We start from the raw sequence: 14,502 nt of genomic DNA on the forward strand, positions 1-14,502 counted from the left end.
GGTAACAGGCTTCATTGCACAATCTTCATCCGTATCGTTGCGCCCAGGTGGTTTGTGCCTGGGCGCGATAGGTTTATGATGCCCGGATGATTTTCCCCCGGAACAGGCAGCGCTGGCCTGTGTCCCGCCCTAGGAGTGTTGCATGACCGTTTCCTTCCTCGCCAAGGCAGGTGTGCTGCTGGTGTTCTTCGGCAGCGTGCTGTTCGTCCACCTGCGCGGCAAGGCCCGCCTGCCGGTGTTGCGCCAGTTCGTCAACCATTCGGCGCTGTTCGCCCCCTACAATGCGTTGATGTACCTGTTTTCGGGCGTGCCGTCCAAGCCGTACCTGGACCGTCAACGCTTCCCGGAGCTGGACGTGCTCAAGGACAACTGGCAGGAAATCCGCGAGGAGGCCATGCGCCTGTTCGACGAGGGTTATATCCGCGCAGCCGAAAAGGACAACGACGCCGGTTTCGGTTCGTTCTTCAAGAAAGGCTGGAAGCGCTTCTACCTGAAGTGGTACGACAAACCCCTGCCGTCTGCCGAAGCCCTGTGCCCGCGAACCGTCGAGCTGGTCAGCAGCATCCCCAACGTCAAAGGGGCGATGTTCGCCCTGCTGCCCGGCGGCAGCCACCTGAACCCGCACCGTGATCCGTTTGCAGGTTCCCTGCGCTATCACCTGGGTCTCTCCACGCCCAACTCCGATGCCTGCCGCATTTATGTGGACGGCCAACCCTATGCCTGGCGCGACGGCCAGGACGTGATGTTCGACGAGACCTACGTGCACTGGGTCAAGAACGAGACCGACGTGACCCGGGTGATTCTGTTCTGCGACGTGGAGCGTCCCCTGAACAACCCGTTCATGACCCGCGTCAACCGCAAGGTCAGCGCATTTCTGGGCCGCGCCACTGCACCGCAGAATACAGACGATGAACGCGTGGGCGGGATCAACCAGGCCTACGCCTGGAGCAAGCGGTTCAGCAACAAGCTGAGCACGCGCGTCAAGCAGTTCAAGCGTGCCAACCCCAAGGCTTACCGCGTGTTGCGACCGATACTGGCCGTGGTCGTAGCCTATCTGCTGTACCGCTGGTTGTTCTGACGGCGCCCTCGACAGGGTAGGGCGCCTGCAAGGCAGTTGCCCTTTACCCCTGGCGAAATTCTTGGGCGACGCAGTGGCGCAGCACCCCTTCCTCGAAGTCCAGGAAACCCGCTTCACGCTGGGTGATCAGGTAATACAGCAGGGTGTCGAGCGTTCGTGCCGGTGGGACGGCGACCGCCAGCATCTTCACCGCAGGTTCGCTTTCACAGGTGCACCCGAACTCGACCAGGGCTTCGCTTACCTGCTCCAGTGTCTCGGGCGGCTTGACCCGAACCCGGAACACCGAGCTGCCACTGCTGCGCAGCAACTGGGCAAACCAGTGTTGGCCTGCCTGCTCATGGGTGCAGATCACGTCACCTGGGGCGATGCCGTAGACATGGAACGGGATGTTGTCGATCACGTAACCGTCGTCGACGGCCCTGGCCCATAGCCCTTCCACCGATGCCGGCGGATAGCCATTGGGGTCCTGCTGCAGCGGGAACAGCACTTTCCTGTAGACGCCGTTCATGCAGCGCCTCGGCGCCGTGCCGGGCGCAGCACCAGCCACAGGGCCACGCCGATCAGCAGGCCGCCGTACAGGTGGGCCATCGACAACGGCTCATTCAGCAGCCAGGCCCCCCACAGCACCCCGAACACGGGGATCATGAAGGTCACCGTACTGGCCTTGACCGGGCCGATTTCGGCCAGCAGGCGGAAGTACAGGATGTAGGCGAACGCCGTGCACAACAGGCCAAGCCCCACCAGTGAGCCCCAGACCTGCCAGCCGCCCCAGCTGGCAGGTGGCTGGGTAAGGGCGCTCCAAGCGAACAACGGGGTAAGCAGCAGGGTCGCGCCGAGCATGCTGCCCAGGGCCGACAGGCGGCTGTCCAGGCCACTGACCCAGCGGCGGGCCAGGTAGCCGGCAAAGCCATAGCAGGTCGTGGCCGCCAGGCACGCCAGGGCGCCTTGCAACAGGGCTGCATCAAGGGCTACAGGCCCCGCACCGCTCAGGATGCCCACGCCGAACAGGCCCAGGAAAATGCCGCACAACTTGGCCAACGTCATGGGTTCCTTGAAGAACAACACGCCGATCAGCACGCCCATCAAGGGCGTCGTGGCATTGAAGATGGCCGAATAACCGGCTGGCAGCACCTGGGCTGCCACAGAATAAAAGGTGGCCGGAATGCCCGAGTTGATCATGCCCAGCACCAGGCAGGCGCCTAGTTTCCCTTGAAAATCCCAGCGTATGCGCGCAGCGCCGAGCAGTGCGATCAAGCCCAGGCAGGCGATGGAGACACGGAAGAAGGCCGTCGGCACGGTGCCCAGTACAGGGGCAATGATGCGCATGAACAGAAAGCTCGCGCCCCATACGGCAGCAAGGGTTAGCAGGCGGGCTAGGGCGGTGGGGCTCACGAAAGTCTCCAGGGGCTTGGCAGGGGCGCGAGTGTACGTCAGCAGGCCGGTGGATTCTTGCGCTTTCTTGCCCAATGAAGTTCAGCCAGTGCCCTGGCGTGGTCTGTTCAGGCCCCGCGCAGGCACTTCAAGGCGCTGAAGTCGCTGCGCACCTTGGTCAGCCGCTCCAGCAGCACCTGGCGTTGAGCGGGGGTGCTCTGCTGCACCAGGTCCACCACCAGACTGCGGGCTTGCCGTTCGGTGTTCTGGAAGGCTTGGCGATAGTCGGCTGTCCACAGGCTTTCCTTGTTTTGCAACAAGGTCGCGACCCGTTCCGGGAAGCCTGGCTCGTGGCGTTGTTCCACCGCCAGCAGCAGTTGTTGCTGCCAATGAGCCCTATTGCGTATCCACTCGCTGTTCTGGTCACCCAAGGCGCGGGACCAGGCGCCGACCCGTTGCTTCTGGACCTCGGTCAGCTCGCCGAACCAAGGCTTGAGGCGCTTTTCCATGCGCTCGGCGCGCTCGCTGATCTGGCTGAGCAGGGGGGTGTCGACATATTCCTTGCGCCGCTGGGCAATATCGTCACGAAATGCATCGCGCATCTCGGCCACCTGCGCATCGCTCATGCCTTGCAGCAACTCGGTGGCCGACGGCGTGATTTCGGCCGCGATCCGGCCAATTGCCTCGCGGGCCTCCTCGGTGCGCTGCTGCAGCGCCTGGTCGGTGACCTGGTTATCGGCCACCATGGTGCGCAGGCGGTCCAGCCAGTCGAGGTAGCCGGGCAGTTGCGTCTGGCAATGCCATGCCAGGTGCTGCCGGAGGCGATCATCGAGCAGGGTTTTCTGCTCACGGTTCATGTCCAGGTAGTCGCCGAGCGACCAGGGCACCAGGCGATCGAGGTTGCGATAGGCCAGGTCGATGCGGCTGCAAGCACCCAGCAGCAGGGCGAAACCCAGGCAGATCGACAGGACTTTGAGCAGGCGTGCAGGCATGTGCGGGTCCTTGCAGTGGCAGCCAATGGGTAGACGCAGCACAACACCTGCGGTTCCACCGGATGGCGCGTGGAGGCCTGGATGGCGATGAACCGACCGCAGGCTTTGACACCAGGGCGGGTCTATCCGGAAAATAGCCGCCTTGACTTGAGGATGTTCGAAAATGGCTCTGCTTGGGCGTTACAACAGTTTGCAAATTGTTAAGCACGTGGACTTCGGCCTGTACCTGGACGGCGGTGCCGACGGGGAAATCCTGCTGCCGTCCCGTTACATTCCCAAGGGTGCCGAGACTGAAGTCGATGACTGGCTGAACGTGTTCATCTACCTCGACAGCGAAGACCAGCTGATCGCCACCACCGAGAAGCCCAAGGTGCAGGTGGGCGAGTTCGCCAGCCTCAAGGTCAAGGACATCAATGGTGCGGGCATCTTCCTGGACTGGGGTCTGCCCAAGGACCTGCTGATGCCGTATTCCGAAGAGGCACGGCCGCTGAAGATCGGTGACTACTGCGTGGTGCACGTGTACCTGGACAAGCGCACCCGCCGCATCACCGCCACCTCGCGCCTGGACCGCTACCTCGACACCACGCCTGCCGACTACAAGCCTGGGCAGCCGGTGGAACTGCTGGTGGCCGGCGAAACGCCGATGGGTTTCAAGGCCATCATCAACAACCGTCACTGGGGCTTGATCCACAAGAACGAGGTGTTCAAGTTCCTGCGCTCAGGCATGCACGAGCAGGGTTACATCAAGGAAGTGCGGGCTGACGGCAAAGTGTCGCTCAGCCTGCAGCCAGTGGGCGCTGCGCTGTCCGACAGCTTGCAGGAGCAGATCATGACGCGCCTGGACGCCGAGGGTGGGGTGCTGCCGGTTTCCGACAAGAGCGACCCTGCATTGATCAGCAAGCTGTTCAATGTCAGCAAGGGCAATTTCAAGAAGGCCATCGGCGGGCTGTTCAAGCAAGGCCGCATCGTCATCCATGACGACCGGATCGAGAAAGCCTGATCAGCCCTGCACGAAGGTGTTGAAGTCCAGCTGATCACCACCGGGGCGAGTGTCGCGCAGCAGCGAGTCGCGGTCAGCGCTAAGGGCCAGGCTGATGGTGGAGCGACGCTTGCCAGGGTTGCGCACTTCCATCTGCTCTTGGTGAGCCCGCAGGAAGTTGACCGGCACCTTCAGGTGCTGGAGTTCATCGGTCAGCGGGGTGTGCAACAGCAGGTTGACCCAATCGGGCTGGCCCTTGCGGAGCAAGGCCACCGGGACCTCGAACCACCACAGGTTGCGCTTGGGGTCGAGTATGGCGAACAGCGTGTTGGCACTGGTCAGTACCGGGCGCGCCAGTGTGCTGTTGCGGCGGGCGATGGCAGCGGGTTTGTCGAGTTTCATGCAGGTTCCTGCGGGTCGAAGCCTTCAAAGGCCGCATTGTGAGGGGTGGCACCTTGCCGGGCAAGGTTTGAGGCTCGCAACGGAGCCTTACGGGACTGCATTTCGACCGTTTGTAACCGTTTGGCTTGTTGACGCAAATTTCTTGAAACTCCTGTGCAAGCGGCTGGGTCAACCTTCTGTCGGCACGATACGCGTGCTACCTCACAGGAGTTTTGCCATGAGCGGTACTGGAGACAAAATTAAAGGTATGGCCAACGAGGCAATGGGCAACATCAAGCAAGGTGTTGGCAACCTCACTGACAACGAAAAACTCAAAGGCGAAGGCAAGGCCCAGGAAATCAAGGGCGAAGGCCAACAGGTCAAAGGCGACGTGAAAAACAAGGTCGACGACCTGACCAAGTAATGACTCACGCCTGCCGAGCCGTCCTCTGCGTTTCGAAGCAGGGGGCGGTAACAGGCAGAATTATTTAAAGCCGTTGCATGATTACCGGGAGCAGCACCCCAAGCGCAGGGTCCATTAGACTGAACGTCAGATCGATCAAGCGGCGAAAGGAGACGCTATGATTTTTTCCGCCTTGCAGGGCTTACCCTTGCACCGCGTACTGGTGCGCACCGTCAACGAATTCCTCGATGACGAAATGTCCACCTATGCTTCGGCATTGGCCTACCAGGCCCTTTTCTCGTTGTTCCCCTTCCTGTTGTTTCTCATTGCCCTGATCGGTTTCCTGCACCTGCCGGACTTCTTCTCCTGGCTGCGTTTGCAGTCGGAGCTGGTCTTGCCGCCCCAGGCCCTTGAGCAGGTCAACCCTGTCATCGACCAACTCCAGCAGTCCAAAGGTGGCCTGCTGTCGGTGGGTATCGTCATTGCCCTGTGGACGGCTTCAGCCGGTGTGCGGTTGATGATGAGCGCCATGAACGCGGCCTACGACGTGCCGGAAGGTCGCCCGGTCTGGAAGCGTATCCCGCTGTCGGTGCTGTACACCATTGGGTTGGCAGGCATGCTGCTGGCGGCCGCGGCGCTGATGGTGCTGGGCCCGCAGGTCATGGAGTGGATCGCGGCGCAGATCGGCATGGAAGAGTTCATCGTCACCCTGTGGACCATCCTTCGCTGGCCGGTGATCGTGATTCTGCTGATGGTCGCGGTCGCGGTTATCTACTACGTCATGCCTGATGTGGAGCAGAAATTCCGCTTCATTACCCCGGGCTCGGTGCTGGCGGTCGTAGTGTGGATCATCGCGTCGCTGGGCTTTGCCTATTACGTGAAGACGTTTGCAGACTACAACGCCATGTATGGCAGCATCGGGGCAATCATCGTGCTGCTGCTGTACTTCTACATCTCGGCTGCCGTGCTGTTGCTGGGCGCGGAGATGAATGCGGTGATTGAACACATGTCGGCCGAGGGCAAGGACCCAGGCGAAAAAGACTTCGATGGCACCCGCGACGACGAAAAGCCCAAGGTGCTGGGCCAGGAGCGCCCCAGTGCTGACGACGCGGCGGGGGTTGAACCTACCCCGCGCTGAACTGCCCCGGATAAGCAGTGCGCTCCAGCGCTATCAGGGCCTTGCTGCGCTGATAGCGCTGGAGCTTGTCACGCAGCGACTGGGGTAGCTCACCAGCCGGCGCAAACCCCTGGCGTGCATAGTAGTTGGCAAGCGTTGGATGGCAGAACAACCACGTACTGCCACAGGCGTTCTCCAGAGCCTTTGCGACCAACTGCATACCCACGCCTTCCGAGCGCCGATCAGGCGCCACGAACAGCCCCGTCAGCCACTGACCACTCTCCACCTCGCTCAGAGACAACCCAGCAATGATGCCCGGCGACCTGGCCACCCAGAGCTTGCCCTGCGCAGGGGCGCGCATGCGCGAACCCTGTTGGCGATAGAAGTGGTCGAGCAACCGCTGTTCCGGGGCTGAAAGCCGGGTGCAGTGCACAGGCGGCCGTGAGGGCACGACGGTGCTCAGCTGGCCACGAAGTTCGGCGGGGAAACCAGTTCCACGGTCTGCTGCTTGCGCGGTGCCAGGATCTCGGCTTCACCTGCCACGACCAGTTCGTCGTTATGGTTGTACACGTTGGTGGCGATACGCACTTTGAACTTGGGCAATTTTTCCAGGATTTCCAAGCGCACCGTCAGGGTGTCGCCGATCTTGACCGGCTTCTGGAAGCTCATCTGCTGGCCCAGGTAGATGGTGCCAGGGCCTGGGAGCGTGCAGGCCACCGCCGCACTGATCAACGCGCCGCTGAACATGCCATGGGCAATGCGCTCGCGGAACATGCTCTTGGCCGCGAACTCGGCGTCCAGGTGCACCGGGTTGTGATCGCCGGACATGGCGGCGAACAGCTGGATGTCGCGCTCCTCGACCAACTTCGTGTATTCGGCTTTCTGGCCGACTTCTAGGGCTTCGTAGGGCGTGTTGCTGAGCTGGGACATCAGGGCTTCCTTAAGCAGTACAGGTCGGATGCCGGTCGCGCGCAGGGCGTCGGCCAGACGGGTGAGACGCTTGCCGGGGGGCCCCGGATCACATTTTGCGCCCACGTCAGTGTACCCACAGTCGAGCAAATTGCAGGAAGGGCACAAATAAGATTCACAATGTTAATGGCAGGCGCTGATGACTGGGCCGTGCCTGGCTTACCTGCTAACGTCGAACCAACGCCTGTGCATAGTCAGCGCGCAGGCACTTGGACTACAGGACGCAGTGCAGGTCCCGGCAGAGGAACAACAATAAATGCAAGCCGACTTCTGGAATGACAAGCGCCCGGCGGGCGTGCCCTCCACCCTGGACATGCAGGCCTACGCGTCAGTGGTCGAGGTGTTCGAACGCTCCTGCAAGCGCTTTGCCGATCGCCCGGCCTTCAGCAATTTGGGCGTGACCTTGACCTACGCCGACCTCGATCGTCTGTCGGCCGCCTTCGCCTGCTGGCTGCAGCAACAGACCGACCTCAAGCCGGGCGACCGCATCGCGGTGCAAATGCCCAACGTGCTCCAGTACCCCATCGCCGTGTTCGGCGCCATGCGCGCCGGGCTGATCGTGGTCAACACCAACCCGCTTTACACCGAACGCGAAATGCGCCACCAGTTCAAGGACAGCGGCGCCCGGGCTCTGGTGTACATGAACCTGTTCGGCAAGCGTGTGCAGACGGTCCTGCCCGATACCGGTATCGAGTACCTGATCGAGGCGAAGATGGGCGACATGCTGCCTACGCTCAAAGGCTGGCTGGTCAACACCGTGGTCGACAAGCTCAAGAAGATGGTGCCAGCCTATGCGCTGCCCCAGGCCGTGTCGTTCAAGCAGGTACTGCGCCAGGGCCGCGATAGCGTGCCCATGCCTGTGCCCTTGAGCCTGGGTGACATCGCCGTGCTGCAGTACACCGGCGGCACGACGGGGCTGGCCAAGGGCGCGATGCTCACCCACGGTAACCTGGTGGCAAACATGCTGCAGGTGCTGGCCTGTTTCTCCCAGCATGGGCCGGACGGGCAGAAGCTACTCAAGGACGGCGAAGAGGTGATGATCGCGCCGTTGCCCCTCTATCACATCTATGCCTTCACCGCGAACTGCATGTGCATGATGGTCACCGGCAACCACAACGTGCTGATCACCAACCCGCGGGACATACCAGGCTTCATCAAGGAGCTGGGCAAGTGGCGGTTTTCTGCGTTGCTGGGCCTCAACACCCTGTTCGTCGCGCTGATGGACCACCCCGGGTTCCGCCAGCTCGATTTCTCTGCATTGAAGGTCACCAACTCCGGCGGCACTGCCCTGGTCAAGGCCACGGCCGAGCGCTGGGAACAGCTGACGGGTTGCCGCATCGTCGAAGGGTACGGCCTGACCGAAACGTCCCCCGTGGCCAGCACCAACCCCTACGGCACGCTGGCGCGGCTGGGCACGGTGGGCATCCCGGTGGTGGGCACGGCTTTCAAGGTGATCGATGCCGACGGCAACGAGCTGGCCCTGGGTGAGCCCGGTGAGCTGTGCATCAAGGGCCCGCAGGTCATGAAGGGCTACTGGCAGCAACCCGACGCCACGGCCGAGGCACTGGACGCCGAAGGCTGGTTCAAAACCGGTGACATTGCCGTGATCGACCCCGACGGCTTTACCCGTATCGTCGACCGTAAGAAAGACATGATCATCGTATCGGGCTTTAACGTGTACCCCAACGAAGTCGAAGAGGTGGTCATGGGCCATCCCAAGGTCGCCAATTGTGCCGCTATCGGCGTGCCAGACGAGCGTTCCGGCGAAGCGGTGAAGTTGTTCGTGGTGCCGCGCCAAGGGGGTGTGGATGTCGAGGAGCTCAAGGCCTATTGCAAGGCCAACCTTACCGGCTACAAAGTGCCCAAGCAGATCGTGCTACGCGAGGCGCTGCCGATGACGCCGGTGGGCAAGATCCTGCGGCGCGAACTGCGTGACGCCAGCTAATCGATAGCCCGCGACAAGGAAGATGTGCCGTGCGCCAGGGCCTGGCGCACGGCACATCCCGGTGGCCTAACCGGCTCATTAAGTCAAATACTCTAAACGTGACCCGAAGTATTCATTGAGTCACCTTTGTGACTGTCAAGCCCGATTTGGGCTCTAGTAGACCCTCGGCAAAGCTGCTACTCTCGGCCCGCTTTCAGATGATCTGGTTTGCATCAGGCCGTCATCTCATATCAATAATAAACGCCTCGACGCGTGAAACGAACTTCGCTGTTGCTGAAGGAGTGGGCTTGCATGATCGACCATTTTTGGAAGGACAAGTATCCGGCCGGTATCGCGGCGCAGATCGATCCCGACGAATTCCCCAACATCCAGGCGGTACTCAAGCAATCCTGCCAGCGCTTTGCCGACAAACCGGCCTTCAGCAACCTGGGCAAGACCCTGACCTACGGTGAGTTGTATACCCTTTCCGGTGCCTTTGCCGCCTGGTTGCAACAGCATACCGACCTAAAGCCCGGTGATCGCATCGCGGTGCAACTGCCCAACGTGCTGCAGTACCCGGTGGCGGTATTTGGCGCCATGCGCGCCGGCCTGATCGTGGTCAACACCAACCCGCTGTACACCGCCCGGGAAATGGAGCACCAGTTCAAGGACTCCGGCGCCAAAGCGCTGGTGTGCCTGGCGAACATGGCGCACCTGGCCGAGAAGGTAGTGCCCAAGACCCAGGTCAAGCACGTCATCGTCACCGAAGTGGCAGACCTGCTGCCTGCGCTCAAGCGGCTGCTGATCAACAGCGTGATCAAGTACGTCAAGAAGATGGTGCCGGCCTATCACCTGCCCAGCGCCGTGCGCTTCAACGATGCCCTGGCCCTGGGCAAGGGCCAGCCGGTGACCGAGGCCAACCCGCAAGCCAATGATGTGGCCGTGTTGCAATACACCGGCGGCACCACCGGTGTAGCCAAGGGCGCCATGCTGACCCACCGCAACCTGGTGGCCAACATGTTGCAGTGCCGGGCGCTGATGGGCTCGAACCTGCAGGAAGGGTGCGAGATTCTCATCACCCCGCTGCCGCTGTACCACATCTACGCCTTCACCTTCCATTGCATGGCCATGATGCTGATCGGCAACCACAACGTGCTGATCAGCAACCCCCGCGACCTTTCCGCCATGGTCAAGGAACTGGGCAGGTGGAAGTTCACAGGTTTCGTGGGCCTCAATACGCTATTCGTGGCGCTTTGCAACAGCGATGCGTTCCGCGCCCTGGACTTCTCGGCGTTGAAGATCACCCTATCTGGCGGCATGGCGCTGCAACTGAGCGTTGCCGAGCGCTGGCGTGCGGTGACGGGCTGCGCCATCTGCGAAGGCTATGGCATGACCGAAACCAGCCCGGTGGCCGCCGTGAACCCCGCGCAGGCCAACCAGGTAGGCACCATCGGTATTCCGGTGCCGTCCACGCTGTGCAAGATCGTTGACGACGCCGGCAACGAGTTGCCCTTGGGCGAAGTGGGCGAACTGTGCGTCAAGGGCCCTCAGGTGATGAAGGGCTACTGGCAGCGCGAGGAGGCCACCGCCGAAATTCTCGACAGCGAAGGCTGGCTCAAGACCGGCGACATCGCCCTGATTCAGCCTGACGGCTACATGCGTATCGTCGACCGCAAGAAGGACATGATTCTGGTGTCCGGCTTCAACGTCTACCCCAATGAACTCGAGGACGTGCTGGCGGCGGTGCCTGGCGTATCGCAGTGTGCGGCCATCGGCATTCCGGATGAAAAATCCGGGGAGCTGATCAAGGTCTTCGTCGTGGTCAAACCTGGCATGACGGTGACCAAAGAGCAGGTGATGGAGCACATGCGCGCCAACCTCACCGGCTACAAGGTGCCACGTCAGGTCGAGTTCCGCGACACCCTGCCGACCACCAACGTCGGCAAGATCCTGCGTCGCGAACTGCGCGACGAAGAGCTCAAGAAGCTCAACCTCAAGAAAAGCGCCTGACCTGGCGCGCACCGCCTGCCACCGCCCTGCAGCCCCTTTTGACGAGGCCTCGCAGGGCGGGCGGTCCTTGCTTCAGCGCAGTTTTTCCAGCATCTGGTAGTACCACATGCCCGCTGCCAGGAGCGGGTTGCCCAACACGTCTCCCATCGGCACACGCACATGCTTGCATTGGGCGAAGGTGTCGAATTGCTCCAGGGTGCCGGTCATGGCTTGAGCCATGATTTCGCCCATGATGTGGCTGGTGGCGATGCCGTGTCCGGAGTAGCCCTGGCAGTACCAGACATGGTCCGAAAGCTTGCCCACTTGGGGTATGCGATTGACCACGATGCCCATGGCGCAGCTCCATTGAAACGCAATGGGCACGCCCTTCAAGGCAGGGAAGGTACGCTCGATGCACGGGCGCAGTTCGGCTTCGATATCCCGCGAATCGCGCCCTGAGTAGTTGGCGCCGCCGCCGAACAGCAGCCGCTTGTCGGCCGTCAGGCGATAGTAGTCCAGCACGAATCGGCAATCATAGACGGCAAGGTCCTGCGGGTTGATTTGCGCTGCCAGCTCGCCCAATGGCGCCGTGGTGACGATGCCGCCCATGGCCGGGAATATCTTGCCCTTGAGCTGGCGCTTTTCCAGCTTGTGATAGACATCGCCTGCCAGCATCACCTGGCGCGCGTCCACACGCCCATGGGCCGTCACCACGGCAGGGCGAGGGCCGTGCACGATTTCCAGCACTTCGGTCTGCTCGAAAATCAGCGCGCCCAGGCTGTGGGCGGCGCGGGCTTCGCCCAGGCACAGGTTCAGCGGGTGCAGGTGCAGGTTGCGCCGGTTCTTCAGGGCGCCCAAGTACAGGGGGCTTTGCAGGTGTTCGGCCATCGCCTGGCGGTCGAGCAGCTCGACCTGATCACCCATGCCATGGCGCTGTGCCTGGGCCTCGAAAGCCCGTAGCTCGTCCAGGTGCGAGGGTTTCATGGCCGCGTGCAGGTGACCGTGCTTGAGGTCGCAGTCGATGCCATAGCGGGCCACCCGTTGCTCGATGATCTGGTGGCCCCGCCAGCGCAGGTGCCAGATGAAATCATCCACGTCGCTGCCCAGCCGCTTGCGCATCTGTGCGCGCATGGCTTCGTCACCCGACAGGCTGCCGGTCACTTGACCACCATTGCGCCCGCTGGCGCCCCAGCCCACCCGGTTGGCTTCGACCACCGCGACTTTCAGGCCGCGTTCGGCCAGTTCCACGGCCGTTGCCAAGCCGGTGAAGCCCGCGCCGATGATTGCCACGTCCACCTGCACGGTGCCCTTGAGCTGGGGGTAGGTGGTGAGGTCGTTGAGGGTGGCGGTGTAGTAGGACGGCGCACGTTGCGCCGGGCCTTTGTTCACTGCTGCGTTCATGGGTAATCCTTGTTCTGTGTGGGGCTCAGGCCTGGTGCAGGTACCAGCGCCAGTCCTGTTCGCTGACTTCGGCCATGAATTGCCGGTATTCGGCGCGCTTGACCTTCAGGTACACGCCAAGAAACGCATCGCCCAGTGCTTCGCGGGCCCAGGTCGACTGCTCCAAGGCTTGCAGCGCGGTGAGCCAGTCGGTTGGCAGATGTTCGGTCGCCTGGGCATAGCCATTGCCCTGAATCGGCGCGCCAGGGTCGAGCTGATCACGTATGCCGCTGTGACTGGCGGCCAACATGGCGGCGGCAGCCAGGTACGGATTGGCGTCGGCCCCGCAGATACGGTGCTCAACATGCCGGCTATTGGCCGGCCCGCCCGGCACCCGCAGGCTGACCGTGCGGTTGTCCACGCCCCAGGTGGGCGACAGGGGCGCGTAGCTATTGGCCTGGAAGCGGCGGAAGGAGTTGGCGTTGGGGCAAAACAGCAGCAGCGACGCGTGCAGGTGCTGCAACATGCCGGCCACTGCGTAACGCAGCAGCGGTGTGCCGGCCGGATCTTCGCTGGCGAACAGGTTACGGCCGGCGCTGTCGGCCAGGCTCAGGTGCATGTGCATACCGGTACCGGCCAAGTGGCCGAAGGGCTTGGCCATGAAGCAGGCCTGCATGCCATGGGCGTGGGCGATGCCTTTGACCAGGCGCTTGTAGCGTACTGCCTGGTCCATCGCTTGCACGGCATCACCGTGTTCGAGGGTAATCTCCACCTGGCCTGGGGCGTATTCCGAAATGGCCGTACGCGCCGGTATGCCCTGTGCCTTGCAGGCCGCATACAGGTCTGCCAGGAACGGCTCGATCTGCTCCAGCTCTCGCAGCCCGTACACCTGAGTGCTGCGAGGGCGTGCGCCGTCCTGGTCGAGCGCCGGTTGCGGATGGCCATGGGCATCGCGCTGCTGGTCGAGCAGGTAGAACTCCAGCTCGCAGGCCATCACGGGGTGGTACCCGTCGGCCTTCAGGGCTTCGACGGTGCGCAACAGTACATGACGCGGGTCGGCCACGCTGGCCGGCAGGCCTTGGTGTGGGTGCATGCTCACTTGCAGCGCTGCGGTCGGCACCCGGCGCCAGGGCAGGCGTACCAGGCTGCCATCGAGTGGGTAGGCACGGCAATCGATGTCGCCGACATCCCAGACCAAGCCCGAGTTTTCCACGTCGTCGCCGTTTACGGTCAGGCCGAGAATGGTGCTGGGTAATGGCCGGCCGGTCTGGTACACGGCCAGCAGTTCATCACGGTGCAGCAGCTTGCCGCGTGGCACGCCGTTGGCGTCGAGGATGAACAGTTCAAACAGATCGATTTCGGGGTTGGCGGCCAGAAACTGGCTGGCCTGCTCCACAGGTGCAAAGTGCATAATCATTCGCTCGCGAACGCTCAGGCCCCTGCCTGTGCAGGCGGCCCGGCTGGGTCAAACGGCCCAATGCAGGCCGGGTGAGGTCATGCAGGCGTAAGCGAGGTGTCGGGCGGGCGCGCGTGACGGCAGTGCCACAATGCCCAAAAGGCGAGGATGACATGCACCAACGGATTTTCGCCGCACAGCGTCCTGGGCTTCGACGGTGAAGGGCGGTTGGACGATGGTGAGCTGGGCTGGGCGGGAGTCATGCGTTCGATACTCACATGCCGCTTGAGGGAGATTAAAGTAGTGAATGGCAACCTTTACATTGGGGCTGGCTAAACATTTGATTGGCTTGCAAATAATTAGGGTCGAGGGTTCGTTGGTCAACTCCATAGCTGCGCACTCATGATAATTGCCGTACCGTTGCCGTTGCCGTTGCCGTTGCCGTTGCCGTTGCCGTTGCCGTTGCCGTTGCCGTTGCCGTTGCCGTTGCCGTTGCCGTTGCCGTTGCCGTTGCTTTGGCTTT

At 62.2% G+C, this 14,502-nt stretch carries 14 protein-coding genes; 6 read left to right on the forward strand and 8 right to left on the reverse strand.

Annotated features, from left to right (window positions below; translation table 11 throughout):
- Positions 1-142: 142 nt before the first annotated feature.
- A complete protein-coding gene (locus ACF8E5_RS17735) occupies positions 143-1,078 on the forward strand; it encodes an aspartyl/asparaginyl beta-hydroxylase domain-containing protein (RefSeq protein WP_392475593.1) in 936 nt (311 codons plus the stop codon).
- A 43-nt stretch (positions 1,079-1,121) separates the two neighbouring features.
- Here the strand turns inward: ACF8E5_RS17735 and ACF8E5_RS17740 are convergent, their stop codons facing one another.
- From ACF8E5_RS17740 to ACF8E5_RS17750, 3 genes are all read right to left on the reverse strand, one after another.
- The gene (locus ACF8E5_RS17740; protein WP_078478933.1) at positions 1,122-1,586 is read right to left on the reverse strand and encodes a DUF4265 domain-containing protein; all 465 of its coding nucleotides are present in this window, start codon (positions 1,584-1,586) and stop codon (positions 1,122-1,124) included.
- On the reverse strand, positions 1,583-2,470 hold the full coding sequence (locus ACF8E5_RS17745) for a DMT family transporter (RefSeq protein ID WP_058638079.1): 888 nt from the start codon (positions 2,468-2,470) through the stop codon (positions 1,583-1,585). The genes ACF8E5_RS17740 and ACF8E5_RS17745 overlap by 4 nt, the downstream gene beginning before the upstream one ends.
- Positions 2,471-2,577: 107 nt before the next feature.
- Positions 2,578-3,441 carry a DUF6279 family lipoprotein gene (locus ACF8E5_RS17750; protein ID WP_392475594.1) on the reverse strand — a complete coding sequence of 288 codons (864 nt, stop codon included), beginning with the start codon at positions 3,439-3,441 and terminating at the stop codon, positions 2,578-2,580.
- 163 nt (positions 3,442-3,604) lie between these two features.
- Here ACF8E5_RS17750 and ACF8E5_RS17755 point away from each other — a divergent pair, with 163 nt between their 5' ends.
- A complete protein-coding gene (locus tag ACF8E5_RS17755) occupies positions 3,605-4,441 on the forward strand; it encodes a S1 RNA-binding domain-containing protein (protein WP_100852049.1) in 837 nt (278 codons plus the stop codon).
- Here ACF8E5_RS17755 and ACF8E5_RS17760 read toward each other — a convergent pair whose 3' ends face one another.
- Positions 4,442-4,822: a hypothetical protein gene (locus ACF8E5_RS17760; RefSeq protein ID WP_058604226.1), complete on the reverse strand. Its 381-nt coding sequence runs from the start codon at positions 4,820-4,822 to the stop codon at positions 4,442-4,444.
- Positions 4,823-5,039: 217 nt separating this feature from the next.
- On the opposite strand from ACF8E5_RS17760, the gene ACF8E5_RS17765 reads away from it, so the two are divergent.
- Both ACF8E5_RS17765 and ACF8E5_RS17770 read left to right on the forward strand, forming a co-directional pair.
- Entirely contained in the window at positions 5,040-5,225 is a 186-nt protein-coding gene (locus ACF8E5_RS17765) for a CsbD family protein (protein WP_049695592.1), read from the forward strand.
- A 157-nt stretch (positions 5,226-5,382) separates the two neighbouring features.
- On the forward strand, positions 5,383-6,342 hold the full coding sequence (locus tag ACF8E5_RS17770; protein WP_182139657.1) for a YihY/virulence factor BrkB family protein: 960 nt from the start codon (positions 5,383-5,385) through the stop codon (positions 6,340-6,342).
- Here ACF8E5_RS17770 and ACF8E5_RS17775 read toward each other — a convergent pair.
- Together ACF8E5_RS17775 and ACF8E5_RS17780 are read right to left on the reverse strand one after the other, a co-directional pair.
- A complete protein-coding gene (locus tag ACF8E5_RS17775; RefSeq protein WP_058638072.1) occupies positions 6,329-6,718 on the reverse strand; it encodes a GNAT family N-acetyltransferase in 390 nt (129 codons plus the stop codon). The genes ACF8E5_RS17770 and ACF8E5_RS17775 overlap by 14 nt on opposite strands.
- A gap of 62 nt (positions 6,719-6,780) precedes the next feature.
- Positions 6,781-7,251 carry a MaoC family dehydratase gene (locus tag ACF8E5_RS17780; protein WP_197844512.1) on the reverse strand — a complete coding sequence of 157 codons (471 nt, stop codon included), beginning with the start codon at positions 7,249-7,251 and terminating at the stop codon, positions 6,781-6,783.
- A gap of 295 nt (positions 7,252-7,546) precedes the next feature.
- On the opposite strand from ACF8E5_RS17780, the gene fadD2 reads away from it, so the two are divergent.
- Positions 7,547-9,235, forward strand: coding sequence for a long-chain-fatty-acid--CoA ligase FadD2 (fadD2, locus tag ACF8E5_RS17785; protein ID WP_197844513.1), 1,689 nt, complete (start codon positions 7,547-7,549; stop codon positions 9,233-9,235).
- 291 nt (positions 9,236-9,526) lie between these two features.
- Positions 9,527-11,224, forward strand: coding sequence for a long-chain-fatty-acid--CoA ligase FadD1 (fadD1, locus tag ACF8E5_RS17790; protein WP_196186391.1), 1,698 nt, complete (start codon positions 9,527-9,529; stop codon positions 11,222-11,224).
- Between the two features lie 72 nt (positions 11,225-11,296).
- On the opposite strand, the gene ACF8E5_RS17795 is transcribed toward fadD1, so the two are convergent.
- Positions 11,297-12,604, reverse strand: a complete 1,308-nt coding sequence (locus ACF8E5_RS17795) for an FAD-binding oxidoreductase (RefSeq protein WP_058638075.1) — start codon at positions 12,602-12,604, stop codon at positions 11,297-11,299.
- A gap of 25 nt (positions 12,605-12,629) precedes the next feature.
- Positions 12,630-13,994 carry a glutamine synthetase family protein gene (locus ACF8E5_RS17800; protein WP_196126003.1) on the reverse strand — a complete coding sequence of 455 codons (1,365 nt, stop codon included), beginning with the start codon at positions 13,992-13,994 and terminating at the stop codon, positions 12,630-12,632.
- Positions 13,995-14,502: the final 508 nt, after the last annotated feature.

The organism is Pseudomonas sp. WSY_20 (assembly GCF_043104335.1).
Taxonomy (GTDB): Bacteria; Pseudomonadota; Gammaproteobacteria; order Pseudomonadales; family Pseudomonadaceae; genus Aquipseudomonas; species Aquipseudomonas parafulva_B.

What these genes read in the sequence shown, in the direction of transcription:
- ACF8E5_RS17735 (WP_392475593.1), top strand. Translation starts at nt 143, where the DNA reads ATGACCGTTTCCTTCCTCGCCAAGGCAGGTGTGCTGCTGGTGTTCTTC.
- ACF8E5_RS17740 (WP_078478933.1), bottom strand. Translation starts at nt 1,586, where the DNA reads ATGAACGGCGTCTACAGGAAAGTGCTGTTCCCGCTGCAGCAGGACCCC.
- ACF8E5_RS17750 (WP_392475594.1), bottom strand. Translation starts at nt 3,441, where the DNA reads ATGCCTGCACGCCTGCTCAAAGTCCTGTCGATCTGCCTGGGTTTCGCC.
- ACF8E5_RS17755 (WP_100852049.1), top strand. Translation starts at nt 3,605, where the DNA reads ATGGCTCTGCTTGGGCGTTACAACAGTTTGCAAATTGTTAAGCACGTG.
- ACF8E5_RS17760 (WP_058604226.1), bottom strand. Translation starts at nt 4,822, where the DNA reads ATGAAACTCGACAAACCCGCTGCCATCGCCCGCCGCAACAGCACACTG.
- ACF8E5_RS17765 (WP_049695592.1), top strand. Translation starts at nt 5,040, where the DNA reads ATGAGCGGTACTGGAGACAAAATTAAAGGTATGGCCAACGAGGCAATG.
- ACF8E5_RS17770 (WP_182139657.1), top strand. Translation starts at nt 5,383, where the DNA reads ATGATTTTTTCCGCCTTGCAGGGCTTACCCTTGCACCGCGTACTGGTG.
- ACF8E5_RS17780 (WP_197844512.1), bottom strand. Translation starts at nt 7,251, where the DNA reads ATGTCCCAGCTCAGCAACACGCCCTACGAAGCCCTAGAAGTCGGCCAG.
- fadD2 (WP_197844513.1), top strand. Translation starts at nt 7,547, where the DNA reads ATGCAAGCCGACTTCTGGAATGACAAGCGCCCGGCGGGCGTGCCCTCC.
- fadD1 (WP_196186391.1), top strand. Translation starts at nt 9,527, where the DNA reads ATGATCGACCATTTTTGGAAGGACAAGTATCCGGCCGGTATCGCGGCG.
- ACF8E5_RS17795 (WP_058638075.1), bottom strand. Translation starts at nt 12,604, where the DNA reads ATGAACGCAGCAGTGAACAAAGGCCCGGCGCAACGTGCGCCGTCCTAC.
- ACF8E5_RS17800 (WP_196126003.1), bottom strand. Translation starts at nt 13,994, where the DNA reads ATGCACTTTGCACCTGTGGAGCAGGCCAGCCAGTTTCTGGCCGCCAAC.